Here is a 25831-nt window from a genome sequence, read left to right on the forward strand (position 1 = left end):
GCAGGTAGGCTAGACGATGCGCTCGCGGATCGTGTGCCTCGGCAGGGAGCAGGTGCGCGGTCTCCGGGACCACTGGCGGAGTTACCTCCATGATCTCACTCGATCTTCGGTGTGCCCGGCGACGGATCCGCTGGCGCGAACAGGTCACCGCGACACCAGCCTGCTGTGACACACCATCCGACCGGAGCAACCGCCCACATGACGAGCAGCATCGAGGCCCCCTCGAGCGCCACCCGGGTCACCCACGACGATCTCGGTTCCGAGGAGGCTTTCCTCGCCGCGATCGACGAGACCATCAAGTACTTCAACGACGGCGACATTGTCGAAGGCACCGTCGTCAAGGTCGATCGGGACGAGGTCCTGCTCGACATCGGCTACAAGACCGAGGGCGTCATCCCCTCTCGGGAGTTGTCGATCAAGCACGACGTGGACCCGGCCGAGGTCGTTTCGGTTGGTGATCACATCGAGGCCCTGGTCCTCCAGAAGGAGGACAAGGAGGGGCGTCTGATCCTCTCCAAGAAGCGGGCGCAGTACGAGCGGGCCTGGGGCACCATCGAGAAGATCAAGGACGAGGACGGCGTCGTCCGCGGCTCGGTCATCGAGGTGGTCAAGGGCGGCCTCATCCTCGACATCGGGCTGCGTGGCTTCCTGCCCGCCTCCCTGGTCGAGATGCGTCGGGTGCGGGACCTGCAGCCGTACGTCGGCCGCGAGCTCGAGGCCAAGATCATCGAGCTGGACAAGAACCGCAACAACGTGGTCCTGTCCCGCCGGGCCTGGCTGGAGCAGACGCAGTCCGAGGTGCGCACCGAGTTCCTCAACAAGCTGCAGAAGGGCCAGGTCCGCAAGGGCGTCGTGTCCTCGATCGTCAACTTCGGCGCGTTCGTCGACCTGGGCGGCGTGGACGGCCTGGTGCACGTCTCCGAGCTGTCCTGGAAGCACATCGACCACCCGTCCGAGGTCGTCGAGGTGGGCCAGGAGGTCGAGGTCGAGGTCCTGGACGTCGACCTGGACCGCGAGCGGGTCTCGCTGTCGCTGAAGGCGACCCAGGAGGACCCGTGGCGGCAGTTCGCCCGCACCCACGCGATCCAGCAGATCGTGCCGGGTAAGGTCACCAAGCTGGTGCCGTTCGGCGCCTTCGTCCGGGTGGACGACGGCATCGAGGGCCTGGTCCACATCTCCGAGCTGGCCGAGCGCCACGTGGAGATCCCGGAGCAGGTCGTCCAGGTCGGCTCCGAGGTCATGGTCAAGGTCATCGACATCGACCTGGAGCGCCGCCGGATCTCGCTGTCGCTCAAGCAGGCCAACGAGGGCTTCGTCGAGGGCGAGGAGCACTTCGACCCGACCCTCTACGGCATGGCCGCGACCTACGACGCCGAGGGCAACTACATCTACCCGGAGGGCTTCGACCCGGAGACGGGCGAGTGGCTCGAGGGGTACGACAAGCAGCGCGAGACCTGGGAGAACCAGTACGCCGAGGCCCGTCAGCGCTGGGAGGCCCACACCAAGCAGGTGCAGACCTCCCGCGCCGCCGACGCCGAGGCCGCTGCCAACCCGGCTCCGGCCGTCACCGGTGGCACCACCACCTCGACCAGCGCGGCCCCGAGCCGGCAGGCCGAGGAGCCGGCCGGCACCCTGGCCACCGACGAGGCGCTCGCCGCTCTGCGGGAGAAGCTCGCCGGCGGCAAGTGACCCGCTGAACGACGGACGAGGGCCCCGTCCCCGCGATCGCGAGATCGCCGGGGGCGGGGCCCTCGCCGTTGCCCGCCCCTCCCGGCCCCTGCTCCGGCGCGGGTCGGCCGCTCGGCGCCGTTCCGGCGGGCCCAGGCACCGGCCGGTTCGATTCGGTGGGGCCGGGCCCGTCCGCGCCGGTGGGGCCCGGAGGCCGGGCCCATCCGCTCGGCGGCCAGCCAGACCCGTGGCTCAGACGGCCCGCGCCGGCCTCCGTCCGGCGTGGCGGGCGTGTCGGGCGCGGGCACCGGCCCGGTTTGGCGGTGCGGGGAAGATCGGGTTGACTGGTCCGGTGCTGATGGTGGGGTTGACCGGGGGGATCGGATCCGGCAAGAGCGCGGTGGCGTCCCGGCTGGCCGAGCGGGGCGCGGTGGTCATCGACGCCGACCAGGTGGCCCGGGAGGTGGTGGCGCCGGGCACCGAGGGACTGGCCGAGATCGTCGCGGCCTTCTCCGACCGGGTCCTCGACGCCGGCGGGGCCCTCGACCGGGCGGCGCTGGGCGCGGTGGTCTTCGCCGACGAGGCGGCCCGACGCCGGCTGGAGGCGATCATCCATCCCCGCGTACGGGCCCGCACGGCCGAACTGGCCGCCGCGGCGGCGCCCGATGCGATCGTGGTCAACGACGTGCCGCTGCTGGTGGAGGTGGGGCTCGCGCCCACGTACCACCTGGTGGTCGTGGTGCAGACGGCGGTGGCCACCCGGTTGGCGCGGCTGGCCCGCGACCGGGGGATGGACCGGGCGGAGGCCGAGCGACGGATCGCCGCGCAGGCCGACGACGCCCGGCGCCGGGCCGCGGCGGACGTGGTGCTGACCAACGACGGCAGCCTGGTCGACCTGCACGCGGCGGTCGACGCGCTGTGGGACGAGCGGCTGTTGCCCTACGAGGCGAACCTGCGCGAGCGGCGACCGGTGCGGCCACACCGCGTCGTGCTGACCGAGGCCGACCCGACCTGGCCGCAGCAGTACGCGCGGCTCGCCGCCCGGATCCGGCACGCGATCGCCCCCGCCGACCTGCGGATCGACCACATCGGCTCGACCGCGGTGCCCGGGCTCGCCGCCAAGGACGTGATCGACATCCAGCTCACCGTGCCGACCCTCGCCGACGCGGACGGCCCGCTGGCCGAGCGGCTCGCCGCCGCGGGCTTCCCGCGCCTGCCCGGCGACTGGTGGGACAACCCCCGACTGCCCGGCAGCGGCCGGTGGGAGAAGCGGCTGCACGGTAGCGCCGACCCGGCCCGCCCCGTGTACCTGCACGTCCGCGCCGTGGACTCGCCCGGCTGGCGGTACGCGCTGCTGATGCGCGACCACCTGCGTGCCGACCCGGACCAGCGGGCGGCCTACCTGCTGCTGAAGCGGGAACTGGCCGCCTCGGCCCCGGACAGCGCCACCTACACCACGGCGAAGGACCCATGGTTCGACGAGGAGCACCTGCGCGCCGAGGGATGGGCGGCGCAGACCGGCTGGCGCCCCTGACCGGTCACCGGCCGCCGTCGCCGGCGCGTCGGGGCCCTGACGTCACCCCGGCGGCGACCCCGGCCCCGCTCGGTCACCGCCCGGCGGCCGGCGCCTCCGGGCGCTGCGGCGTCGACCGGGCAGCGGGCAACCGGGGCACCGCGCCGGGGGTCAGGTCGAGCTGGGCCCAGGCACCCGACCGGGTACGCAGCTCCAGCCGGCGCAGCACGCCGGACCGGTCGATCCAGTAGCGCAGCAGCGCCCCGGACGTGCGCAGCTCGACCACGTCCACGGTCCTCCCGGACAGGCTGTCTCCGCGCACCCGGAGGGTGGCGCCCCGCGGCGCGGGCGACCGGGCGGCCCGCAGCGCCGCGTCGAGCAGCAGGCCCAGGTCGCCGGCGTGCGTCGGGTCGGCCCGCCAGCCCCGGGCGGGCGGCGGCAGCGGGGGCCGGCCGGGTGCCTCCACCGTGCCGGAAACCGTCGTGGCGGGGACCTCCGCCCGGGTCACGTCCGTCCCGTCGACGCGCAGCAGCGCCCGGCGCTCCGGTACGCCGAGGTCGGCGACGGCCACGTACGCGGCCCGGCCGGTCCAGCTCACCCAGCCGGCGCCGCGCAGGTTGGTGCCGGTGGCCAGGGGCGCGGTGAGGGTGACGGCGGCGCCGCCGGCGGCGCGGAGCCGGGCGGGCAACCGGTCCAGCCGGTCCCGCTCCCCGGCGGTCGGGGCGCGGGGCTGCCCGGGCCGGCCGCCGAGGGCGTCGACCGGCCGCAGCGTCGGCCGGTCGGTGCGGGTGAGCTGCACGGTGACCGGCCCGACGCCGGGCAGTCCGGTCTCCAGCCGGTGCAGGCGGGCGTCGCGGTCCAGCCAGTAGCGCGGGTGGTCGCCCGTCGCCGCGGACGCGGCTGGCGGTGGCGTGCCCGGGGCCGACGGCGCCTGGAGGATGTCGACCGGCTCCGCGCCGACGGTGGCGCGGCCCACCCAGCGGGCGGCCTCCGAGGGCGGCTCGGGGCGGTTCGCGCCGAGCCGGAAGAGCAGGTCGAGCACGGCGGCGAGCCCTCGCCCGCCGGACGGGTCGTGCAGCCGCCAGCGGTCCGCCGGCGGCACCAGCGGAGGCGGCGCGGCGGTGGGCACCGCCGACGGGTCGGGCCGCAGCACGGCCACGGTCGGCGTGGCCTGCAGCAGGCCGCGTTCGGCGCCCGCGCCGGGCCCGCCGACGTCCAGGTAGACCAGCGGCCGGGACCAGTCGACCCAGCCGACCAGTTCGGTGCGGTCGGATCCGGTGCCCGTCGTCACCCGCACCCCGGCCCGCAGGTCGCGGTGGTTGGTGACCCGCATCGCGGCCAGCCGCTCGCGCTCGTCGCCGGTCAGCGCCCGGGGCGGCTCCGACCGGTCGGGCGACCAGCTCAGCAGCCCCGCGACCAGCGCCGCCGCGGAGAGCACGGCCACGACCGCGAGCACCAGCAGGGTGGTGCGCCGGCGGCCGGTCAGCACCCGCGGGACGGCCCCGGTGTGGGCGTCGTCGTGTGGCGGGGAGGTCGGGTCGGGACGGGTGGCCCGGGCGGCGGAGGTGTCCACGGATGGTTGAACGGGATTCACCGTCGCGGGGTGACGAGCAGGGGCGCTCGCGGCGGCCGGTCAGCGCCTCGGGCGCGACCACGTCGGGTGCGCACGCCGGGCGTGCCGGGTGCTGCGACCCCTGTGCCGGGGGCGGGCCGGCCGCTGAGGGCCTGGCCGCCTGCCCGGTCGGCCGCCGCGAGCGGCCTACACCGAGAGCGTAGTCTCGTGAGATCGGCCACACAATGGGAATATCGAAGCCGATCAGGGACTGTCCGTAGTCGGCGCGGGGTGTCGGACCCCCGGCGTACCGTTGAGGTCATGGCGCTCGACATTCCCCGGCTCGACGGCCGCTTCCAGGTCGTCAGCGACTTCCAGCCGGCCGGCGACCAGCCGGCGGCCATCGACGACCTGGAGCGTCGGGTCCGACGCGGCGACCGCAACACGGTGCTGCTCGGCGCGACCGGCACCGGCAAGAGCGCCACCACGGCGTGGCTCGTCGAGCGGTTGCAGCGGCCGACGCTGGTGCTCGCGCCCAACAAGACGCTCTGCGCGCAGCTGGCCAAGGAGTTCAGCGAGCTGCTGCCGCACAACGCGGTGGAGTATTTCGTCTCCTACTACGACTACTACCAGCCCGAGGCCTACATCCCGCAGACCGACACCTACATCGAGAAGGACTCCTCGATCAACGAGGAGGTCGAGCGGCTGCGGCACTCGGCGACGATGTCGCTGCTCACCCGGCGCGACGTGGTGGTGGTGGCCACCGTCTCGGCGATCTACGGCCTGGGCACCCCGGAGGAATACCTCGACCGGGCCGTGCGCGTCGCCGTCGGGCAGGAGCTCGACCGCGACCAGCTGCTGCGCCGCCTGGTCGACATCCAGTACTCGCGCAACGACATGGCCTTCAACCGGGGCACCTTCCGGGTCCGGGGCGACACGCTGGAGATCATCCCGGCCTACGAGGAGCTGGCCGTCCGGATCGAGCTCTTCGGCGACGAGGTGGAGAAGCTCTACTACCTCAACCCGCTCACCGGCGACGTGGTCCGCGAGGTCGACCACCTGCTGATCTTCCCGGCCACCCACTACGCGGCCGGTCCGGAGCGGATGGAGCGGGCGATCCGCGACATCGAGGCCGAGCTGGGCGAGCGGTTGGCCGAGCTGGAGCGGCAGGGCAAGCTGCTGGAGGCCCAGCGGCTGCGGATGCGCACGACCTACGACATCGAGATGATGCGGCAGGTCGGTTTCTGCTCCGGCATCGAGAACTACTCGATGCACATCGACGGCCGGCTGCCGGGCAGCCCGCCGCACTGCCTGCTCGACTACTTCCCCGACGACTTCCTGACGGTCGTCGACGAGTCGCACGTGACCATCCCGCAGATCGGCGGCATGTACGAGGGCGACGCGTCGCGCAAGCGGATGCTGATCGACCACGGCTTCCGGCTGCCCAGCGCGGCCGACAACCGGCCGCTGCGGTTCGACGAGTTCCTGGAGCGGGTGGGCCAGATGGTCTTCCTGTCCGCCACGCCCGGCCCCTGGGAGCTGGAGCAGGCCCAGGGCGAGTTCGTCGAGCAGGTGATCCGGCCGACCGGCCTGATCGACCCCGAGGTCGTCGTCAAGCCCACCAAGGGCCAGATCGACGACCTGATGCACGAGATCAAGCTGCGCACCGAGCGCGACGAGCGGGTGCTGGTCACCACGCTGACCAAGAAGATGGCCGAGGACCTGTCCGACTACCTCCTGGAGAACGGCATCCGGGTGCGCTACCTGCACTCCGAGGTCGACACGCTGCGCCGGGTGGAGTTGCTGCGTGAGCTGCGCAAGGGCGACTACGACGTGCTGGTCGGCATCAACCTGCTCCGGGAAGGTCTCGACCTGCCCGAGGTGTCGCTGGTCGCCATCCTCGACGCCGACAAGGAGGGCTTCCTGCGCAGCGGCCGGTCGCTGATCCAGACCATCGGCCGGGCGGCCCGGAACGTCTCGGGCCAGGTGCACATGTACGCCGACAAGATCACCCCGTCGATGGCGGACGCGATCGACGAGACCAACCGGCGGCGGGCCAAGCAGATCGCGCACAACGAGGCGCACGGCATCAGCCCGGAGCCGCTGCGCAAGAAGATCCACGACATCCTCGACGACATCTACCGCGAGGCGGAGGACACCGAGAACAGCCGCGTCGGCGGTGCGGTGCGGCAGCTGTCCCGGGGCAAGGCGCCGGTGAAGGAGACCCGCAGTCGCGGCCGGGCCGCCGGCGCCGGCCCCGCGCGGGAGGGGATGGCCCGGGCCGAGCTGGCCCAGCTCATCCAGGAACTCAACGACCAGATGCTGGCCGCGGCGCGGGAGCTGCAGTTCGAGCTGGCCGCCCGGATCCGCGACGAGGTCGCCGACCTGAAGAAGGAGCTGCGCGGCATGGACGCCGCCGGCGTGAAGTGACCGCCTGGAGGAAGCCGGCGGAGCCGCCGGCTTCCTCGCCCTGCGGTTACACCACGAGGCCGGCCCGTCGCCCGAAGATCACCGCACGCTTCCACCGAGCGGACCCCGGCCCCGGGCGCCGGGCCCGGGGTCCCGGAGGCGCCCGCCGTACTGCACCGCCCCCGTGACCTGGTTGGCGACGTCTGCTCGTTCGGCACGTACCGGCCCTGACAGGCGGCCGGCGGCGCCCGGCCGGCAACGGGGCTACTAGTCTCGATTGCGGTACGCGAGCAAACTATTGCGCTGGGTGATCGTCCTGCGTAATCTCCCTCGGTGGGGAGGCGGGGATGCCGTTGTCAACGAGTCCGGTCATTCGACGCGCGCGGTTGGGCGCCGAGCTGCGCCAGTTGCGCAGGCGGGAGGGGCTGACACTGGAGCAGGTCTGCGACCGGCTCGGCTGGGCGTCCACCTCCAAGCTGTCCCGCATCGAGCTGGGGCAGAGCCGGCCGGATCTCGCCGACGTCCTCGACCTGCTCGACGTCTACGAGGTGCCGCCGCCGCAGCGGGAGTCGCTCATCGTCATCGCCCGCGATGCCGCCACCAGCCGGGGCTGGTGGAAGGCGCTGGGGGAGATGGGGGAGCGGCAGCGCACCTACGCCGAGCTGGAGGCGGGGGCGGCGACCATCGTGGACTGGCAGCCCGCCGTCGTGCCGGGGCTGCTCCAGACCCCGGCGTACGCGCGGCTGCGGATCGCCGCCGGGCGGCTGCTCGACCCGACCGTCGACGTGGAGGCCGACGTGCGCGCCCGCGCGATGCGGCACGAGGTGCTGCGGCGGGCCGACCCGCCCCGCTACACGGCGCTGCTCGCCGAGGCGGCCTGCGAGGCCGGCGACACCCCGCCGCAGGTGTGGCAGGAGCAGCTGCGGCACCTGGTCGAGCTGGCCGGCCTGCCGCACGTGACGATCCGGCTGCTGCCCCGGGGCGTCGCCGCGCGGGGCGGGGCGCAGCCGCTCACGCCGTACTCCTGCTACTCGTTCCCCGACCCGGCCGACCCCCGCACTGTGATGCTGGAGGCGCTGACCACCGACGTGCGCCTGGCGACGACGGCCGACGTCGGCCGCTACGACCAGCTCACCGGTTGGCTGCTGGACGCGGCGCTCAGCCCGGAGGAGACGAGCGCGGCGCTGAGCCGGCGTGCCGTCGAGTGATTCCTGCCGGGGCGGCGATGCCTGCCGACTGACCCGGCCGCGTGCGAGCAGCGCGGCCGAGGCGCTGCCCGCCGGATATCGCCGCGCGGGCCACCGGGCCCGGCGCCCCCGAGCCCGTCGGGACCGGCAGCCGGCGCGTGCACCGCGCAGGGTAGGACAGGGGTACGACAGTCTCAGGCCGGCACGTCCACGAAGTGCTCGACCAGCGGCGGGTTGGCGAAGTACGGGCCGATCAGCGCCCGCCACTGCGTGAAGCGCTCGGTGCCCCGGAAGTTGTCGTTGTGCGCCTCGACCGAGTCCCACTCGACCAGCAGCACGAACCGGGACGGGGACTCCACGCCCCGGGTCATCCGCACCGACCGGCAGCCCGGCGTTCCGGCGAGCACCGGGTGCCCCTTGGCGTACGCGGCGGCGAACTCGTCCTCGTGTCCCGGCAGTACGTCGATGAGCGCGACCTCAAGCACCATGGCCGCAGCCTTTCACGTCGCCCCGGCGGCCCGCCGTCGCGGGGGCCTGTTCCCGGTGGTCGGGCGGATCTAGGGTGGGCGCGCGGAGAGGGGAGAGGCATGATCGACTGGCTCATCGGCACGGCGTTCACCGTGGCGGGCACCGGCACCACCCGCGCGGAGCTGCTGGGCTTCGCCACCGGGGTGCTCAACGTCTGGCTGGTGGCCCGGCAGCGGATCGCCAACTGGCCGGTCGGCATCGCCAACGTGTTGCTGCTGATGCTGCTGTTCTGGACGGCCGGCCTGTACGCCGACGCCGGCCTCCAGGTCGTCTACGTCGTCCTGGGCCTGTACGGGTGGTGGGCGTGGCTCTACGGCGGCGAGCGGCGCAGCCGGCTGACGGTCAGCCGGACCAGCCGCCGGGAGTGGTGGGCGCTGGGCTGGCCGGGGTGGCGCTGACCGGCGCGCTGTGGGCGCTGCTGGACCGGGCCACCGACTCGACGGTGCCGCTGCCGGACGCGCTGACCACCGCGCTGTCGCTGCTGGCCACGTACGGGCAGACCCGCAAGCGGGTGGAGAGTTGGTGGCTGTGGATCGCGGCCGACCTGATCTACATCCCGTTGTATGCCTACAAGGGCCTGTACCTCACGGCGGCGCTCTACCTGATCTTCCTCGGTCTCTGCGTGCTCGGGCTGCGCGAGTGGCGGGCGGACCTGCGGCGCGGCGCCGGCGCGACCCGGGCGCCGTCCGGCCCGGCCCCGGTGGCGGCGTGACGGGCCCGGCGCCGGCCGACGAACGCCCGGCGCCGGCCGACGAACGCCCGGCGGCGGGTGGCGGCGGCGCGGCCGGGCCGGGGGCGCCGGAGTTCCGGCACGGGCTGGTGGTGGGCATGTTCTATCCGCCGCACGCCGGCCACCACGCGCTGATCGCGGCCGCCGCCGCCCGCTGTGCGGCCGTCACCGTGGTGGTGGCGCCCTCGCGCCGGGAGTCGATCCCGCTCGCCCTGCGGCTGGACTGGCTGCGCGAGGTGCACGCGGACACCCCGTGGGTCCGCTTCGTCGGGCGGTACGACGACCACCCGGTGGACTACGCCGACCCGGGCGTGTGGGACCTGCACTGCGCGGTGTTCCGCGAGGCGCTGGGCGGGCGGCGGGTGGACGCCGTCTTCTCCTCGGAGGCGTACGGCGAGGAACTGGCCCGGCGCTTCGACGCCGTCGGCGTGTGCGTGGACCAGGGGCGGCGGTGCGTGCCGGTCTCCGGGACGGCGGTGCGTGCGGACCCGGCGGGCCACTGGGACCGGCTCAGCGCGCCGGTGCGGGCGTGGTTCGTCCGGCGGGTGGTGGTGGTCGGCGCGGAGTCCACCGGCACCACCACGATGGCCGCCGCCCTCGCGGAGCACTACGGCACCCGGTGGGTCCCCGAGTACGGCCGGGAGTTGACCGAACGGAAGCTGGCCCGGCTGCGCGAGCGGAACCCGGCGGCCACGATCTTCGACGTGGTTTGGGACTGCGACGACTTCGCCGAGGTGGTCCGGGAGCAGCAGGCGGCGGAGGACGCGGCGGCCCGGTCGTGCGGCCCGCTGCTGTTCTGCGACACCGACGCCCGGGCCACCGCCGTGTGGGAGGAGCGCTACCTCGGGTCGGCGTCGGCGGAGGTGCGCGCGGCGGCCCGGCGGCCCGCGCTGTACCTGCTGACCGACCACGTCGGGGTGCCCTTCGACGACGACGGGCTGCGCGACGGGGAGCACCTGCGGGCGTGGATGACCGGGCGGTTCCGGACGGAGTTGGCTGGGTGCGGGGTGCCGGTGGTCGAGCTGACCGGCCCGCATCCGGAGCGGCTGGCCCGCGCGGTGGCGGTCTGCGACGCGTTGCTCGCGGACGGCTGGCCGCTGGCCGACCCGCTGGTGCCCGGCGGGTCGCCGGCGGACCCGCACGGCCCCGCCACCCGGGAGCACCTAGCCTCCTAGGATGCACTACGCACAGTGCGTGTGGCCTCACCAGGAGGGTCGGCGGCTGCCGGTGGGCGAAGACACGGGCAGCCCGAGGTGCGGTGGCTGGGTGCGGTGGGCAAGAATGGCGGACGAGGAGGGGAGTATTCCCCCGCGACGGAGTCGTCAGCACGGTCGAACGCCGATCCCCGGTGGGCGACCCGGCCCCGTCGGTCACCGCCTCCAAGGGCGATGGCGGAAGAGACCTCCGACAGTCACCAGAGTCAGCGTCACCGGCACACCGCGCCCACCGAGGGCGTACGGTGTGCCCGTCGTTGCGTGTCTGCCGGAGGAATGAACCTTGGACGTGTCCGGACTGGTCTGGGCGGGGACCCTCGTCGTACTGACCGGGATCCTGCTCGTGGATCTGCTGATCATCGGTCGGCGGCCGCACGAGCCGAGCGTGCGCGAGTCAAGCCTGTGGGTCGGCTTCTATGTCGCCCTGGCCCTGATCTTCGGCGCCGGCGTCTGGCTCGCCTCCGGGGCGAGCGCGGCGGGGGAGTTCTACACCGGCTGGCTGACGGAGTACAGCCTCTCGGTCGACAACCTCTTCGTCTTCGTGATCATCATGGCGCGCTTCGGCGTGCCCCGGAAGTACCAGCAGAAGGTGCTGCTCATCGGCATCGTGCTGGCGCTGGTCATGCGGGGCGGGTTCATCGCCGCCGGCGCCGCGCTGATCTCCCAGTTCTCCTGGGTGTTCTACATCTTCGGCGCGTTCCTCATCTACACCGCGATCAACTTCGTCCGGCAGGGCGAGCCGGACGAGGACGATTTCAGCGAGAACGTGCTGATCCGGTGGAGCCGCAAGGCGCTGCCGATCTCGCGGGACTACGACGGCGCCAAGCTGACCACCCGCTCGCCGAAGGGCAAGCGGATGTTCACTCCGATGCTGATCGTCATGATCGCCATCGGCACCACCGACCTGATCTTCGCGCTCGACTCGATCCCGGCGATCTTCGGCATCACGCAGGAGCCGTACCTGGTCTTCACCGCCAACGTCTTCGCGCTGATGGGTCTGCGGCAGCTCTACTTCCTGCTCGGCGGCCTGCTGGACCGGCTCATCTACCTCACCTACGGCCTGGCCGTGGTGCTCGGCTTCATCGGCGTGAAACTGGTGCTGGAGGCGCTCGCCGACAACAACCTGCCGTTCGTCAACGGTGGGGAGCCCGTCTCCTGGGCCCCGCACATCCCGATCTGGCTCTCGCTGACGGTCATCCTCGGCACTCTCGCCGTGGCGACCGTGGCCAGCCTGGTCAAGTCCTCCCACGACCGGCGCCGCCTGCTGTCCGACGCCCGCCGCTGAGGCGTACCCGCGCGACGAGGGGGCGCTCCCGGACCGGGAGCGCCCCCTCGTGCCGTACGCGGGTCAGACCCGGTGCGCGCCGACCAGGGTGGCGGTGCGTTCGGCCGGCAGCCGCTCCTCCAGCACCCGGCGCTGCAGGTAGCAGGCGTGCAGCATCCGCCGGTCGTCGCCGGGACGAGGGTCGGCGGTGACGATGCCGATGTGGTGGATCTTCCGGCCGGGCCGGGCGAAGAAGTAGAGGTCGCCGGGGCGTTCCGTGCCCAACGGCACCGGCGTGGTCGCCGCGGCCTGGTCGTCGGCGTCGCGCGGCAGCAGCACGCCGAGCCGCCGCCAGGCCAGGTGGACCAGGCCGGAGCAGTCGATGCCGTACGCGGACACGCCGCCCCAGATGTAGACGACGTCGACCAGCCGCTGGGCGACGGCCAGCACCTCCCCGGCCGACGGGGGCGTGGTGGGCACCGGCACGGCGTGGGCGGCGGGCAGCCAGAGCGGGTCGGCGTGACCGGGCGCGTGCACGGGGCGCCAGCCGTCGACCGCCGGGCCGGCCGGGGCCAGCCGGGTGCCGAGGACCACCCCGGGCACGACCTCGGCGCCGCCCGGGGCGGTGCGCAGGGCGGTGACGGTGGCGTCGACCACGAGCGGCTCGGCGTCGGCGGGGCCCGCGCCCGGGGCGAGTTGCTCGGCGGGGAGCCAGCCGGGGTAGCCGCGCGGGTGCAGCCCGGGGGCCGGCTGCTCGACGGCCACCACCTGCGCCCAGCCGTCCGGGCGTACGTCGGTGACGAGCACCCGCTCGCCGAGCAGCAGTTGGCTCAGCACGCAGTCGCCGACCTGCTGGTCGGTGTCCATCCCGGAGATCCAGGCCGCGATGTCGGTGCGCGCGGCCAGGGCGGGACCGTCGACGGGTCGTACCGCCTCGGGGGCGGTCCAGAGGGTCGCGACGGCGACCCGGACCACGGCCTCCCGGCCCGGTTGCAGCTCCACGTCCACCCCCAGCTCGATCGTTCCCGCGACCCTATGAAAGTTTCCGCCAGTCATCAATCACGAGTCTGCATCTTTGCTTCAGTCACGGAGGTCACGCCGAGGCCCGGCGCGTCCGGCAGCACGACGGTCGCGCCGTCGTACCGGAGGCCGTCCCGCACCGGCGACCGGGCCAGCCACCACGCGGCGTCCAGGTCGGCGACGGCGGTGGTGCCGTAGGCGGCGACCAGGCTGGCGGCGGCGCCGATGCCCACCTGGCTCTCCATCATCGACCCGACGACGGTGCCGAGGCCGTGCGCGGCGGCCAGGTCGAGCAGGGTCCGGGCGGGGTGCAGGCCGCCGCACTTGGCGAGCTTGACGTTGACCATGTCGGCGGCCCGGCGGCGGATGACCTCGACCAGGTCGCGGACGCCGAAGACGGACTCGTCGGCGAGGACCGGCACGTCCACCCGGTCGCTGACCCAGGCCAGCCCGTCGAGGTCCCAGCGCGGGACGGGCTGCTCGACCAGTTCCACGTCCAGCCCGGCGTCCTCGACGCCGCGGATCACCCGGACCGCTTCGCGCGGGGTCCAGCCCTGGTTGGCGTCGAGCCGGATCCGCACGTCCGGGCCGACGGCCGCCCGCACGGCGCGGACCCGCTCCAGGTCGCCGGCGGCGTCGGTGCCCACCTTCATCTTGAGCACGCCGAAGCCCTCCGCCTGCCGCTGTCGGGCCGCCGCCGCCAGGTCCACCGCGTCGCCGGCGGCGAGCGTGACGTCCGTGGGGACCCGCAGGCCGGTGCCGCCGAGCAGCCGCACCAGCGGTACGCCGAGCCGTCGCGCCGCCAGGTCGTGCAGGGCGACGTCGACGGCCGCCTTCGCCGCCTCGTTGCCGGCGACGGCCCGTTGCACCTCGGTGCAGCGGGCCACCAGGTCGTCGGCGTCCCGCCCGGTGAGCGCCGGGCCGAGCAGGTCGCGGACGCACGCCTCGGAACCGGCCACCGACGCCCCGGTCACCTGCCACACCTGGGGCGCCTCGCCGTAGCCGGAGCGGCCGTCGGCGTCGACGACCTCCACCACCAGGGTCTCCACGGTGGTGGTGCGGCGCAGTGCGGTGACGAACGGGGTGTGCAGGGGGGCGGAGAGCCGGTGGGTGCGTACCGCGGCGATCGTCATGTCCGGCACCCTATACGGACACGCACGGGCGAAGGGGAGGCCGATGAGCGGACGGAGCGAGCGGGGCTGGGACCTGGTGGGCGCGCCGAACGCGCGGGACCTCGGCGGGTTGGTCGGCGTGGACGGCCGGCGGGTGCGGCCGGGTGTGCTGATCCGCACCCCGGCGCTGGGCCGGTTGGCCGACGAGGACCTGCCGGTGCTGGCGAAGCTCGGCCCGGCCTGCGTGGTCGACCTGCGGGACCACTCGGAGATCGTGGTCGCCCCGCCGGATCGGCTGCCGGGTGAGCCGACCGTGGTGCACCTGCCGGTGCACGACGCCGAGCACCCCGTCTTCACGTACGTCTCGGCGGTGCTGCTCGGGCACGACCTGGGCGCGTACGCGGCCCTGGCCGAGCAGGGCACCCCGGCGGCGATGGCGGCGATCTACCGCTGGTTCGTCACGGGGGCGTCGGCGCGGGAGAGTTTCGGCGCGGCGGTGCGGTTGGCCGCGGAGGCGCGGAACCTGCCACTGGTCTACCACTGTTCGGCCGGCAAGGACCGCACCGGCTGGTTGACGGTGCTGCTGCTCAGCGCGCTCGGCGTGGACGAGGCCGCGATCCGGGCGGACTACCTGGCGAACAACGCGCTGACCGAGAGCCTGCGGGAGGTCCTCCTGGAGGCGATGCGCCGGCGGCAGCCGGGGCTGGACGTCGGGGCGGTGCGGCCGGTGCTGGAGGTGCGCGAGGAGTACCTCGACGCCGCGTACGGGGAGGTGCGCCGGGTGCACGGCTCGTTCGGGGCGTACCTGCGCGACGGGCTCGGGATCACCGATGACGTCGTGGCGGCGTTGCGGGCGCACCTGCTGGAGTGACGGCACTGCGCGGTGCCGCTCCGGCAGGCCGACCGGCCGTCACAGGTCGTGCCGGGCGGCCCAGGCGGCGGCGGAGATCCCGGCGATCAGCCGGCAGGCGTCGTCCTCCGCCTCGTCGCCGTCGGGGCCGCCGTCGGCGAGGTCGGTGGTGGTGCAGGCGACCACCGCGTACGGCGGCGCGTCGTCGGGGAAGACCACCCCGGCGCCGTGCCGTACGCCGTGCACCCAGCCGTTCTTGTGCGCGATGCGGGTGCCCTCGGGCAGCCCGGCGGCGAGGTCCTCGCGGTGCTCCTGGGCGAACAGCACGTCGAGCATGGCGGCGCAGCCGGCCGGCGAGGCGAGCGGGCCCGGGGTGTGCGCCCCGGTGGCCAGCGCGCCGAGCAGGGCGGCCAGGTCGGCGGCGGTGACCAGGTTGGTGATGCCCGCCTCGCGGGCCGCGAAGTCCTCGATGCCCCGCCCGGTGACGCTGTGTCGGGCCCCGGCGAGCGCCCAGACCTCCGCCACCGCCGGCAGGCCGACGTGGCCGATGACGATGTTGGTGGCCAGGTTGCTGGAGCGGACGATCATCCGGTGGGCGAGCCAGCGCAGCGGCGCGCTGTCGCCGACCCGATCCCAGACGGCATCGTCGTTGTCGTAGTGGCGGGCGCAGGAGAACCGGGGCGTGCCGGGCAGCGCCGAGTCGAACTCGTTGCGCACCGGCACCGGGGCGTCCAGGTCGAGGGTGCCGGCCTCGGCGGCCCGGTGCAGCGCGACGAGCACGGCCGCCTTCATGGTGCTGGCCGCGTAGTGGGTGGCGTCGGCGTGCCGGGTCCAGGCGGGGTCGGCGCCGGGTCGCCCCACGTACGCCGACACGGTGCCGGGCACCCCGTCCAGGTGGGCGTCGAGCTCGTCCCAGGTCATGCGGGTGACCGTAGCGGATCACCGGCGGGGCGGCGGAACGGGGCGATGGGTCGTACCGTGCGGAGATGACGGTTGCCGCCTACGACGCGCACGCCGACTGGTACGAGGCGTTCGCCGCCGACACGTCCAGCGACTACATGACCCGGGTCCGCGGCCGGCTGCGCGACCTGCTCGGTGCCGGCGCCGGCCGCTGCCTCGACCTGTGTTGCGGCACCGGCCTGCAGGCGGCGGAGCTGCGCCGGCTGGGGTGGTACCCGGTGGGGGTCGACCTGTCGGGCGGGCAGTTGCGGCACGCCCGGCCGCGCCTGCCGGTGGCCCGCGCCGACGCGGCGGCGCTGCCGGTCGCCGACGGCTCGGTGCCGGCCGTGGCGTGCGTGCTGGCCCACACCGACGTGCCGAACTACGCGGCGGTGGTCGCCGAGGCGGCCCGGGTGCTCGCGCCCGGCGGGCGGTTCGTCCACGTCGGAGTGCACCCGTGCTTCGTCGGGGCGTTCGCCGACCGGTCCGACCCGGAGCGGATCGTGGTCGACGGCGGCTACGCCGACCGGGAGCGCAGTTTCCGGGCCTGGACGCCGCACGGGGTGCGGGTGCGTGTGGGCGCGTGGCACGTCCCGTTGGCCGACCTGCTCAACGCGGTCACCGACGCCGGCCTGACCCTGGTCCGCACGGCCGAGTCCGGCCCCGGCCCGGTGCCCGACCTCTTCGCCTTCCTCGCCACCCGCCCCGCCTGACCCGGGCGTCGCGAACGGGCGGAGCCCGGACCGCGCGGGGCGGTCCGGGCTCCGGGAAGGCTGCGGTCGTACGTCAGCCGGCGTGCTTGCGGCGGGCGGCGGCCCGGCCGCGGGCGGTCTGGTCGAGCACCACCTTGCGGATCCGGACGGCGGCCGGGGTGACCTCGACGCACTCGTCCTCGCGGCAGAACTCGAGGGCCTGCTCCAGCGACAGCTTGCGCGGCGGGATCAGCTTCTCGGTCTCGTCGGCCGTGGAGGAGCGCATGTTGGTGAGCTTCTTCTCCTTGGTGATGTTGACGTCCATGTCGTCGGAGCGGGAGTTCTCCCCGACGATCATGCCCTCGTACACCTCGGTGCCGGGCTCGACGAAGAGCTGGCCGCGCTCCTGGAGGTTGGTCATCGCGAACGCGGTGACCGCGCCCGAGCGGTCGGCGACCAGCGAGCCGTTGTTGCGGGTGCGCAGCTCGCCGAACCACGGCTCGTACGACTCGAACACGTGGTGCAGGATGCCGGTGCCCCGGGTCTCGGTGAGGAACTCGGTGCGGAAGCCGATCAGGCCGCGGGCCGGGACCAGCCACTCCATCCGGATCCAGCCGGTGCCGTGGTTGACCAGCTGCTCCATCCGGCCCTTGCGGGTCGCGAGGAGCTGGGTGATCGCGCCGAGGTACTCCTCGGGGGCGTCGATGGTGAGCCGCTCGACCGGCTCGCAGGTCTTCCCGTCGATCTCCCTGGTGACGACCTGCGGCTTGCCCACGGTCAGCTCGAAGGACTCGCGGCGCATCTGCTCGACCAGGATGGCCAGGGCCAGCTCGCCGCGGCCCTGCACCTCCCAGGCGTCCGGGCGCTCGGTGGGCAGCACCCGCAGCGACACGTTGCCGATCAGCTCCTTGTCGAGCCGGTCCTTGACCATGCGGGCGGTGACCTTGGCTCCCTTGACCCGGCCGACCAGCGGCGAGGTGTTGGTGCCGATGGTCATCGAGATGGCCGGCTCGTCGACGGTGATCAGCGGCAGGGGCTGCGGGTTCTCCGCGTCGGCCAGGGTCTCACCGATCATGATCTCGGGGATGCCGGCGACCGCGATGATGTCGCCCGGGCCGGCCGAGTCGGCGGGCTTGCGCTCCAGGCCCTCGGTCATCAGCAGCTCGGAGATGCGGACCCGCTGGGTGCTGCCGTCGGTGCGGCACCAGGCCACGCTCTCGCCCTTGCGGATGGTGCCCTGCCGCACCCGGCACAGCGCCAGCCGGCCGAGGAACGGGGACGCGTCGAGGTTGGTGACGTGCGCCTGCAGCGGCGCGTCCTCCTCGTACGCGGGCGGCGGGATGGTGTCGAGCAGGGTGCGGAACAGCGGCTCGAGGCTGTGGCTGTCGTCCGGGACCGCGCCGTCGGCGGGCTGGGTCAGCGAGGCGATGCCGTCGCGGGCGCAGGCGTAGACGATCGGGAAGTCGATCTGCTCCTCGTCGGCGTCCAGGTCGAGGAAGAGTTCGTAGGTGTCGTCCACGACCTCCTTGATGCGGGCGTCGGGACGGTCCACCTTGTTGATCACGAGGATGATCGGCATGCGGGCCTTGAGCGCCTTGCGGAGCACGAACCGGGTCTGCGGCAGGGGGCCCTCGCTGGCGTCCACCAGCAGCACCACCCCGTCGACCATGGTCAGGCCGCGCTCGACCTCGCCGCCGAAGTCGGCGTGGCCGGGGGTGTCGATGATGTTGATGGTCACCGGGTCGGAGCCGTCCGCCGGCATGTACCGCACGCCGGTGTTCTTGGCCAGGATGGTGATGCCCTTTTCCCGTTCGAGGTCCATCGAGTCCATGACCCGCTCGGTTACCTCGCCGCGGGCGCCGTAGGCGCCGGCCTGCCGCAACATGGCGTCGACCAGGGTCGTCTTGCCGTGGTCGACGTGGGCGATGATGGCGACGTTGCGGAGGTCGGTGCGAAGCTGCATACGCTTCATACTCCTGTCTGCGGTTGCCGGGGCATGCGTCGGGGTCTCCCCCCAGATGGCCCGGATCTCTGCCGAAACTGATGTTCCGACCGTTTCAGCGCCTGGCATGCTGACCCCCGTGGGAATGGGGGCCCGATGCACGACCTGCTGACCTGGCTGCAGGGCCTGCCGCCCCTGCTGATCTATGTGATCGCCGCGATGATCGTCGCGGGGGAGACCGCCGTGATCTTCGGTCTGCTGGTGCCGGGCGAGGCGACCCTGCTGCTGGTCGGTTTCCTAGCGTACGCGGGGACGCTGCGGCTCGCGCCGGCCCTGCTGGTGATGATCCTTGCAGCCGTGATCGGGGACACACTCGCGTTCCGTGCCGGCCGCCGGTACGGGCCCCGGCTGCGGGCCGGCCGGCTCGGTGCCCGGGTGGGCCACGAGCGGTGGGGCCGGGCGGACGCGATGCTGGGCCGGCTGGGCGGGCGTGGCGTGCTGACCGCCCGCTGGGTGGCCTTCGCCCGCACCCTGGTGCCCCGGCTGGCCGGCGCGGCGGGGATGCCGTACCGGCGGTTCGCGCCGTGGAACCTCGCCGGCGTGGTGACCTGGGTGGGCGGTTCGGTGCTGGCCGGCAACCTGGCCGGCGAGTCGTACGAGACGGTCTCCCGGCTGCTGGGGCGGGCCACCGGTGCCGTGCTGGTGCTGGTGGCCGCGCTGGTCGCGGTGGTGCTGGCGGGGCGGTGGCTGGGCCGCAACCCGGACCCGGCGCGGGCGCTGGCGTCCCGGGCCGCCGGGCTGCGGCCGGTGCGTTGGCTCAGCGGCCGCTACGGCGTGCTGTTCTTCCTGCTCGCCATGCACGTGGGGCCGGCCTGGACGCTGCTGATCAACCTGGTCGGCGGGCTGCTGCTGCTCTTCGTGGCGGGGTTCGCCATCGCCTGGGTGCTGGGGGCGGTGGTCCGGCACAGCGGGCTGGCGGTGATCGACGGGGCCATCGCCGACTGGTTCGCCGACCGGCGTACGCCGGGGGCGGTCGACGTCACGCTGGCGGTCGTCTCGGCGCTGCGCGGGTCGACGCTGATCGTGCTGGTGGCCGTCGTGGCCGCGGTGCTGGCCTGGCGCAACCGGCCCTGGCGGGCCGACCTGCTCAGCGTGGTCGGCACGGTGGGGGCGTTCGTGCCGCTGGTGGTGCTCGCCGTGGTGGTCGACCTGACAGGGTCGGCCACCGGCGGCCCGGGGAGCCGGGATCCCGCCCTGTTCCCGACGCAGAACGCCGTGGTGGCGGCCAGCCTCTGCACCCTCGCCTGGCTGCTGTCGCGCGGGGCGCGGTGGCCGGTGGCGGTGGCCGCCTGGACCGGCGCGGCGGCCGGGATGGTCGGCATCGTCGGTGCCCGCCTCTACCTGGGGTGGAGCAGCGCCAGCGGCAGCGCCACGGCGGTGCTGCTCGGGGTGGCGTGGACGGTGTTGTTCGTGGTGGCCTGGGCCACCCGCGACCGGGCGGTGGGCGACGCCCCGGCGGAACCGGAACCGGCGGCGGTGCGCGCCGACGCCTGACCGGGGTCCGCGGCCTCCTTCGGGGCCGTGACGTCGCCGAGTGGGCGACCCCGACCCGGCGGGCCAGACCGCGCCACGGCCCCGGATCGCGTCGGTCAGTCCCGGGCCGCTGCCGGCTCCGGGTGGGCCGGGGCGTCGGCCGTGGCGGGCTCGGGGGTGATCCGGCCCGGCCACCAGAAGCGGTCGCCGAGCGCGAACGCCAGCGCCGGCACCAGGACCGTCCGGACGAGCAGGGTGTCCAGCAGGACGCCGATGCAGACGATGATCCCGATCTGGGTCAGCAGGATCAGCGGCAGGACGCCCAGCACGGCGAAGACCGCCGCGAGCAGGATGCCGGCGCTCGTGATGACGCCGCCGGTGACCCGCAGGGCCGACAGCATGCCGTCCCGGGTGCCGGTGCGCCGCGCGTCCTCGCGGGCCCGGGTGACGAGGAAGATGTTGTAGTCGACGCCCAGCGCCACCAGGAACACGAAGGCGAGCAGGAGCACACCGCTGTCCAGCGCGGGGTACCCGAGCACGTGGTCGAAGACCAGCCACGACGCGCCGATGCTGGCGAAGAACGACGCGATCACGGTGAGCACGAGCAGCACGGGCGCGATCAGGCCGCGCAGGAGCAGCACGAGTACGGCGCCGACGAGCAGCAGGATGACCGGCAGGATGAGCCGTAGGTCCTTGCCGTCGGCCTCGCCCGAGTCGTAGGTCGCGGCGACCGGGCCGCCCACGACGGCCCCGTCGAACGCGGCGGCGCCCTCGACCGGGGGCGGGGCGGAGCCGGGCACGGCAGCGACCGCGTCGCGCAGCGCCTCGACGGTGCGGTCGGAGGCGGCGGTGCCGGGCTCCGCGTCGAGCACGACGTCGACCTGGGCGATCCGCGTGCCCGCCTCGCCGGGCCGCGCCGAGGCGACGCCGGGCACGGCCGCGGCGGCGTCCGTGACGGCCCGTGCCGCCGAGGGGGTGGTCAGGACCGCGACCGGCTGGGTCGTCCCGGCGGGGAAGGCGCGGGCGAGGGTCTCCGCGCCGGCCACCGCCTCGGGTCTGACCCGGAACTGCTCGGTCTCGGACAGGCCGGTGCGGATGCCGAGCCCGCCGAGGGCGAGCCCCGCGAGCAGCAGCGTCGCGAGCACGGCGACCGGCAGCGGACGGCGTTCGACGGCGGCGCCGAGCCGGCCCCACAGCCGGCCCTCGCGGACCGGGCCGCCGACCCGGGGCACGAACGGCCAGAACAGGCCGCGGCCGAAGATCACCAGTGCGGCGGGGAGGACGAACAGCGCGGAGAGCATGGCGAGGACGACGCCCGTCGCGCAGGCCACGGCGAGGGCGCGGTTCAGCTCCTGCTCGGACAGCAGCAGGGTGAGCACGCCGAGCACGACGGTGAGGCCGCTGGCGAGGATGGGCTCGGCGGTGCGGCGCAGCGCGGCGCGCATCGCGACGAAGCAGTCCTCCTCGCGGCGCAGCTCCTCCCGGTAGCGGGCGATGAGTAGCAGCGCGTAGTCGGTGGCGGCGCCGAAGACCAGGACGCTGGCGATGCCGGTGACGGCGCCGCCGGGCAGGTTGATGCCGACCGCCGGGACGATCGTGTCGAGGGCGCGCAGCGTGAGCTGCTCGGTCGCCGCGACGACGACGAGCGGCACGATCCACAGGACCGGGCTGCGGTAGGTGATCAGCAGCAGCAGCGCGACGACGCAGGCGGTGACGACGAGCAGCGTGGTGTCGGCGCCGTCGAAGACCTTGGTCAGGTCGGTGGTGAACGCGGGCCCGCCGGTCACCTCGACGGTGAGCGTCTTGGGCACGTCGTCCAGGGAGGCGCGGAGCTCGTCGACCCGGCCGGCGACCTCCTCCTGCCCGCCGCCGGTGGACAGCGGCACGGCGACGAGCGCGACGGTGCCGTCGGGGGAGACCTGCGGTGGGCTGACGCGGCCGCCGGCGGCGAACCGGCCGAGGTCGCCGGACTGCCCGGTGAGCGCCGCGCGGTCGGCCTCGGTGAGCGGGCCGCCGTCGGCGCGGCTGACCACGACGATCGCCGGCTGGACGTCGCGGGAGGGCAACTGGTCCTGGAGGCGCTCCACCTGGGTCGACTGCCACTCGACGGACAGGCCGGTGGCGGAGACGGGAGGAGGGTTGTCGGGCTTGGGCAGAGCGAAGACGGCCGTACCGAGGACGATCGCGGCGGCCACGGTGAGCCACGCGGCCAGTCGTCCGCGGGCCACGCGGGTGAACACGGACATCGGACGCCCTCACGGTCTCTCGACGGGACTGCTTCGACGCAAGACCTCGCCGCCAACCGGAATTATGCCGACCGTCGAGTATCTCGATGATCGAGATTATCGGCTGCTGAGTTATGCTGCAACCGGAGCGGCGGCGGGAGGAAGCGGCGGACGTGACAGGCCACGGCATGTACCGGCGGCGCGACACCCGCCGCGAGAAGCTGGTCGCCGAGATCGCGGCCGAGCTGCGCCGCTACTCCGTCGACGCGCAGCACGTCGGGCACGCCTTCGCCAACCTGCACGGGCTGGGCGCCACCGACCTGCAGGCGCTGATCGCGGTGATGGACGCCGAGCTGGCCGGCCAGTCGATCACCCCGGGGCGCCTCGGCGAGCAGCTCAGCCTCTCCTCCGGATCCGTCACGGCGCTGATCGACCGGCTGGAGCGCGCCGGGCACATCCGCCGCGACCGCGACACCGCCGACCGGCGCAAGGTCTTCCTGCACTACGCCGAGCGGGGCGCGGCGCTGGCGACGGACTTCTTCCGGCCGCTGGGCCGGCGCACCGACGAGGTGATGGCGGGCTTCGGCGACGAGGAACTGGAGGTCGTGCACCGGTTCATGGCCGCGATGACCGCCTCGATGCGGGAGCACCGCGACACCGTCCGGGCCGCCCGCGACGAGCCGCCCCGGCGCGCGAAGGGCTGACGTCGTGCTCGACCGGCCGGCGGTCCGGCTCGCCGCCGCCGCGCTGCGGCTGCCGCCCGCGCGCACCCGGCGGGTCACCGTCACCCGCGGCATCGCGGTGCGGGTCCGCGACGGTGTGCCGCTGCGCACCGACCACTACGCCCCGGACCTGCCCGGCGCGCCCACCGTGCTGATCCGCACCCCCTACGGGCGGGGCGGGCCGATGCGGCTGCTCGGCCGGCTGGCCGCCGAGCGCGGCTTCCACGTGGTGATCCAGTCCTGCCGCGGCACGTTCGGCTCGGGCGGCACCTTCGACCCGCTGGTGCACGAGCGCGACGACGGCCTGGACACCCTCGACTGGCTGCGCCGCCAGCCCTGGTGGTCCGGCGCGTTCGGCATGTTCGGCGCGAGCTACCAGGGCTTCGTGCAGTGGGCCCTGGCCGCCGACGCGGGACCGGAGCTGCGGGCGATGGTCGCGGTGGTGACCGCCTCGGGCACCCGCGACTCGACGTACGCCGGGGAGTCCTTCGCCCTGGACACGGTCCTCACCTGGGCGGAGCTGCTCCAGGCGCAGACCGTGCCGTGGCTGGCCCGGCAGTGGGAGCTCAAGCGCGGCCAGCCCCGGCTCACCGCGGCGCTGGCGCACCTGCCGCTGCTGGAGGCGGACCGCGTGGCCACCGGCGTGACGGTGCCGTTCTTCCAGGAGTGGCTGCGCCACCACACCCCGGACGCCGGCTACTGGCGCGACCGCGTCTTCGGCGACCGGATCGCCGAGGTCCGCGCCCCGGTGGCGATGGTGACCGGCTGGCACGACATCTTCCTGCCGGCGCAGCTGCGCGACTTCGCGGCGCTGCGTGCGACCGGTGCCCACCCCCGGCTGACCGTCGGGCCGTGGACCCACGGCAGCCCGGGGCTGTTCGTCGCCGCCCTGCGGGAGGGGCTGGACTGGCTCGACGAGCACCTCGCCGGCCGCCCGCCGCACCGGGCGGAGCGGAGGGGCGCCGCCGCCGGCCGGGCGGCCCCGGTCCGGGTGCACGTCGGCGGGGCCGGTGGCGGCTGGCGCGACCTGCCGGACTGGCCCCCGCCGGCCGCGCCGATCCGGTGGCACCTGCACCCGGGCGGCCGGCTGGGCACCGCTGCGCCGGTCCCGTCGGCGCCGGACCGCTTCCGCTACGACCCGGCCGACCCGACGCCCTCGCTCGGCGGGCCGCTGCTCGTCGCCCAGCGTGCCGGGCCGGTGGACAACCGCCCGGTCGAGGCCCGACCCGACGTGCTGACCTTCACCAGCGCCCCGCTCGACGCGCCCGTCGAGGTGATCGGCCCGGTACGCGCCGAGCTCCACCTCCGCAGCGAACTGTCCCACCTGGACGTCTTCGTGCGACTGTGCGACGTGGACCGGCGTGGCCGATCCTGGAACGTCTGCGACGGGCTGGTCCGCGTCGCGCCCGGCCGGTACCCCACCGACCCGGCCGGCGTGGTGCGCGTGCCGGTGGAGCTCTGGCCCACGGCACACCGGTTCGCGCCCGGGCACCGGCTGCGGGTCCAGGTCTCCGGCGGCGCCCATCCGCGCTACGCGCGCAACCCCGGCACCGGCGAAACCCTCGGTGCTGCCGTCACCCTCCGTGCCGGATGGCGAGAGATCCTGCACGACCCGCAGCGACCGTCCGCAGTGGTCCTGCCGATCACGGCGACCGTCACACAACTTTCTCCCAGTCGAAAAAACCCCTCCTGAGCTGGGCATTCATTCATCAGCGGCGTTATGGTTGGGCCAACGCCCGGCGCTGTGCACCACTCGGCCGGGCCCCGCGCGTGTGGCCCCACACCGCCTACGCGGTGTCACCGTCGTGCCCGGCCCCTGACCATCCGCAAGGGGGAATCCCATGACGCGGGCACCGGAGAACCTGTTGACCGTCCGCCGTCTGCTGCTCGACCACCTCGACATCGACCCCGACACCGGCCGCAGCCAGGACCTCGAACCCGCCGAGGTCGGCATCGTCGGCGACCCCGCCCACCGGGGCGGCTACCACTGCGGCTCCGACCGGGTGGTGACCAGGGACTACTCCGTCGTCGAGTCGCCGCGCGACTCCGCCGGCCTGACCCTCGACGCGGCGGCGCTCGACGTCGGCCTCTTCGAGGTCCCCTCCAACGGCCGTACGCACGACCTGCGCACCTTCTCCAGCTGGTGCGTGGCGCAGTGCGTCGCCAACACCCCGGACAGCCGGGACATCAGGGAGATCATCTACTCCCCGGACGGCAAGGTCGTCCGACGGTGGGACCGCCTGCGCAAGCGAACGAGCGGGGACGACTCCCACCTGTGGCACACCCACTTCAGTTTCTTCCGCGACTCGATCAAGGCGAGACGGGACCAGACCCCGCTGTTCCGCCGCTACCTGACCGCCATCGGACTTCTGGAGGACGACGACATGAGCGCACAGGCCGAGAGTCAGATCAACAGCATGTACACCGGAATGTTCTACGGCGGGTCGAGCATGGGGCGCAGCGTCGACCCCGACGCGGGCGGCCCCGAGAAGGCCAGCAACAGCATCGTGGCGAAGCTGGACTACACGATGCAGCGGCTCGACACGCTCGTCGCGCAGCTCACCGCGCTGTCCGGCAAGGACTTCACCGACGAGCAGGCGATCGTGGCGGGCGTGCTCGCCACCCTCACCCCCGAGAAGATCGCCGCGGCGATCCCCGCCACCATGGCCGCGCAGGTCGCCGACGAACTGGGTCGCCGGCTGGCCGCCTGAGCCGCCGGCGACCCCGATCG

General features: G+C 74.1%; 19 protein-coding genes and 1 pseudogene. 13 read left to right on the top strand and 7 right to left on the bottom strand.

The features are described 5' to 3' along the window. Positions 1–198: 198 nt before the first annotated feature. Positions 199–1689, top strand: a complete 1491-nt coding sequence (gene rpsA, locus AB0G14_RS21935; protein ID WP_357700111.1) for a 30S ribosomal protein S1 — start codon at positions 199–201, stop codon at positions 1687–1689. 331 nt (positions 1690–2020) lie between these two features. Then, the gene (gene coaE, locus AB0G14_RS21940) at positions 2021–3202 is read left to right on the top strand and encodes a dephospho-CoA kinase (protein ID WP_357700184.1); all 1182 of its coding nucleotides are present in this window, start codon (positions 2021–2023) and stop codon (positions 3200–3202) included. Positions 3203–3275: 73 nt separating this feature from the next. On the opposite strand, the gene AB0G14_RS21945 is transcribed toward coaE, so the two are convergent. After that, on the bottom strand, positions 3276–4754 hold the full coding sequence (locus AB0G14_RS21945; RefSeq protein WP_357700113.1) for a hypothetical protein: 1479 nt from the start codon (positions 4752–4754) through the stop codon (positions 3276–3278). Between the two features lie 300 nt (positions 4755–5054). On the opposite strand from AB0G14_RS21945, the gene uvrB reads away from it, so the two are divergent. Further along, positions 5055–7163, top strand: coding sequence for an excinuclease ABC subunit UvrB (gene uvrB, locus AB0G14_RS21950; RefSeq protein ID WP_357700115.1), 2109 nt, complete (start codon positions 5055–5057; stop codon positions 7161–7163). A 326-nt stretch (positions 7164–7489) separates the two neighbouring features. Continuing rightward, positions 7490–8350 carry a helix-turn-helix transcriptional regulator gene (locus AB0G14_RS21955; RefSeq protein WP_357700117.1) on the top strand — a complete coding sequence of 287 codons (861 nt, stop codon included), beginning with the start codon at positions 7490–7492 and terminating at the stop codon, positions 8348–8350. Positions 8351–8523: 173 nt separating this feature from the next. On the opposite strand, the gene AB0G14_RS21960 is transcribed toward AB0G14_RS21955, so the two are convergent. Then, positions 8524–8817, bottom strand: coding sequence for an antibiotic biosynthesis monooxygenase (locus AB0G14_RS21960; RefSeq protein WP_350709211.1), 294 nt, complete (start codon positions 8815–8817; stop codon positions 8524–8526). A gap of 99 nt (positions 8818–8916) precedes the next feature. On the opposite strand from AB0G14_RS21960, the pseudogene pnuC reads away from it, so the two are divergent. The 3 genes and pseudogenes from pnuC (at position 8917) to AB0G14_RS21975 (ending at position 12086) form a co-directional block, all read left to right on the top strand. Further along, positions 8917–9569, top strand: a pseudogene (gene pnuC / locus AB0G14_RS21965) (nicotinamide riboside transporter PnuC). Further along, positions 9566–10762: an AAA family ATPase gene (locus AB0G14_RS21970; RefSeq protein WP_357700120.1), complete on the top strand. Its 1197-nt coding sequence runs from the start codon at positions 9566–9568 to the stop codon at positions 10760–10762. The pseudogene pnuC and the gene AB0G14_RS21970 overlap by 4 nt, the downstream one beginning before the upstream one ends. A 322-nt stretch (positions 10763–11084) precedes the next feature. After that, complete coding sequence (locus AB0G14_RS21975) at positions 11085–12086, top strand: TerC family protein (protein ID WP_357700122.1); 1002 nt, start codon at positions 11085–11087, stop codon at positions 12084–12086. A gap of 63 nt (positions 12087–12149) precedes the next feature. On the opposite strand, the gene AB0G14_RS21980 is transcribed toward AB0G14_RS21975, so the two are convergent. Together AB0G14_RS21980 and AB0G14_RS21985 are read right to left on the bottom strand one after the other, a co-directional pair. Then, positions 12150–13121, bottom strand: coding sequence for an NlpC/P60 family protein (locus tag AB0G14_RS21980; protein WP_357456766.1), 972 nt, complete (start codon positions 13119–13121; stop codon positions 12150–12152). Then, positions 13121–14218: a dipeptide epimerase gene (locus tag AB0G14_RS21985; RefSeq protein WP_357700124.1), complete on the bottom strand. Its 1098-nt coding sequence runs from the start codon at positions 14216–14218 to the stop codon at positions 13121–13123. Before AB0G14_RS21985 ends, AB0G14_RS21980 begins: the two co-directional genes overlap by 1 nt. Before the next feature lie 43 nt (positions 14219–14261). On the opposite strand from AB0G14_RS21985, the gene AB0G14_RS21990 reads away from it, so the two are divergent. Next, positions 14262–15068, top strand: coding sequence for a tyrosine-protein phosphatase (locus AB0G14_RS21990; RefSeq protein WP_357700126.1), 807 nt, complete (start codon positions 14262–14264; stop codon positions 15066–15068). Positions 15069–15107: 39 nt separating this feature from the next. Here AB0G14_RS21990 and AB0G14_RS21995 read toward each other — a convergent pair whose 3' ends face one another. Then, positions 15108–15968: a serine hydrolase gene (locus tag AB0G14_RS21995; protein WP_357700128.1), complete on the bottom strand. Its 861-nt coding sequence runs from the start codon at positions 15966–15968 to the stop codon at positions 15108–15110. A 65-nt stretch (positions 15969–16033) separates the two neighbouring features. Here AB0G14_RS21995 and AB0G14_RS22000 point away from each other — a divergent pair, with 65 nt between their 5' ends. Then, entirely contained in the window at positions 16034–16699 is a 666-nt protein-coding gene (locus tag AB0G14_RS22000; protein ID WP_357700130.1) for a methyltransferase domain-containing protein, read from the top strand. A gap of 73 nt (positions 16700–16772) precedes the next feature. Here the strand turns inward: AB0G14_RS22000 and typA are convergent, their stop codons facing one another. Further along, positions 16773–18641: a translational GTPase TypA gene (gene typA / locus AB0G14_RS22005; RefSeq protein ID WP_357700132.1), complete on the bottom strand. Its 1869-nt coding sequence runs from the start codon at positions 18639–18641 to the stop codon at positions 16773–16775. A gap of 135 nt (positions 18642–18776) precedes the next feature. Between typA and AB0G14_RS22010 the strand changes: the two genes are divergently transcribed. Continuing rightward, entirely contained in the window at positions 18777–20174 is a 1398-nt protein-coding gene (locus tag AB0G14_RS22010) for a DedA family protein (protein ID WP_357700134.1), read from the top strand. Between the two features lie 95 nt (positions 20175–20269). Here the strand turns inward: AB0G14_RS22010 and AB0G14_RS22015 are convergent, their stop codons facing one another. Beyond that, positions 20270–22399 (bottom strand): efflux RND transporter permease subunit, encoded by a 2130-nt coding sequence (locus AB0G14_RS22015; RefSeq protein ID WP_357700136.1) that lies wholly within the window; start codon positions 22397–22399, stop codon positions 20270–20272. Positions 22400–22566: 167 nt separating this feature from the next. On the opposite strand from AB0G14_RS22015, the gene AB0G14_RS22020 reads away from it, so the two are divergent. The 3 genes from AB0G14_RS22020 (at position 22567) to AB0G14_RS22030 (ending at position 25811) form a co-directional block, all read left to right on the top strand. Then, positions 22567–23082, top strand: a complete 516-nt coding sequence (locus tag AB0G14_RS22020; protein WP_357700186.1) for a MarR family transcriptional regulator — start codon at positions 22567–22569, stop codon at positions 23080–23082. A 4-nt stretch (positions 23083–23086) separates the two neighbouring features. Continuing rightward, positions 23087–24793 carry a CocE/NonD family hydrolase gene (locus tag AB0G14_RS22025; RefSeq protein ID WP_357700138.1) on the top strand — a complete coding sequence of 569 codons (1707 nt, stop codon included), beginning with the start codon at positions 23087–23089 and terminating at the stop codon, positions 24791–24793. Between the two features lie 148 nt (positions 24794–24941). Then, the gene (locus AB0G14_RS22030; RefSeq protein ID WP_357700140.1) at positions 24942–25811 is read left to right on the top strand and encodes a hypothetical protein; all 870 of its coding nucleotides are present in this window, start codon (positions 24942–24944) and stop codon (positions 25809–25811) included. Positions 25812–25831 lie beyond the last annotated feature (20 nt).

The sequence above is a fragment of the Micromonospora sp. NPDC023814 genome (genome assembly GCF_040639595.1).
Taxonomy (GTDB): domain Bacteria; phylum Actinomycetota; class Actinomycetes; order Mycobacteriales; family Micromonosporaceae; genus Micromonospora.

Excerpts from the sequence above, each read along its gene's own strand:
- rpsA (WP_357700111.1), top strand. The coding sequence starts at position 199 with ATGACGAGCAGCATCGAGGCCCCCTCGAGCGCCACCCGGGTCACCCAC.
- uvrB (WP_357700115.1), top strand. The coding sequence starts at position 5,055 with ATGGCGCTCGACATTCCCCGGCTCGACGGCCGCTTCCAGGTCGTCAGC.
- AB0G14_RS21955 (WP_357700117.1), top strand. The coding sequence starts at position 7,490 with ATGCCGTTGTCAACGAGTCCGGTCATTCGACGCGCGCGGTTGGGCGCC.
- AB0G14_RS21960 (WP_350709211.1), bottom strand. The coding sequence starts at position 8,817 with ATGGTGCTTGAGGTCGCGCTCATCGACGTACTGCCGGGACACGAGGAC.
- AB0G14_RS21980 (WP_357456766.1), bottom strand. The coding sequence starts at position 13,121 with ATGACTGGCGGAAACTTTCATAGGGTCGCGGGAACGATCGAGCTGGGG.
- AB0G14_RS21985 (WP_357700124.1), bottom strand. The coding sequence starts at position 14,218 with ATGACGATCGCCGCGGTACGCACCCACCGGCTCTCCGCCCCCCTGCAC.
- AB0G14_RS21990 (WP_357700126.1), top strand. The coding sequence starts at position 14,262 with ATGAGCGGACGGAGCGAGCGGGGCTGGGACCTGGTGGGCGCGCCGAAC.
- AB0G14_RS21995 (WP_357700128.1), bottom strand. The coding sequence starts at position 15,968 with ATGACCTGGGACGAGCTCGACGCCCACCTGGACGGGGTGCCCGGCACC.
- AB0G14_RS22000 (WP_357700130.1), top strand. The coding sequence starts at position 16,034 with ATGACGGTTGCCGCCTACGACGCGCACGCCGACTGGTACGAGGCGTTC.
- typA (WP_357700132.1), bottom strand. The coding sequence starts at position 18,641 with ATGCAGCTTCGCACCGACCTCCGCAACGTCGCCATCATCGCCCACGTC.
- AB0G14_RS22010 (WP_357700134.1), top strand. The coding sequence starts at position 18,777 with ATGCACGACCTGCTGACCTGGCTGCAGGGCCTGCCGCCCCTGCTGATC.
- AB0G14_RS22015 (WP_357700136.1), bottom strand. The coding sequence starts at position 22,399 with ATGTCCGTGTTCACCCGCGTGGCCCGCGGACGACTGGCCGCGTGGCTC.
- AB0G14_RS22020 (WP_357700186.1), top strand. The coding sequence starts at position 22,567 with ATGTACCGGCGGCGCGACACCCGCCGCGAGAAGCTGGTCGCCGAGATC.
- AB0G14_RS22030 (WP_357700140.1), top strand. The coding sequence starts at position 24,942 with ATGACGCGGGCACCGGAGAACCTGTTGACCGTCCGCCGTCTGCTGCTC.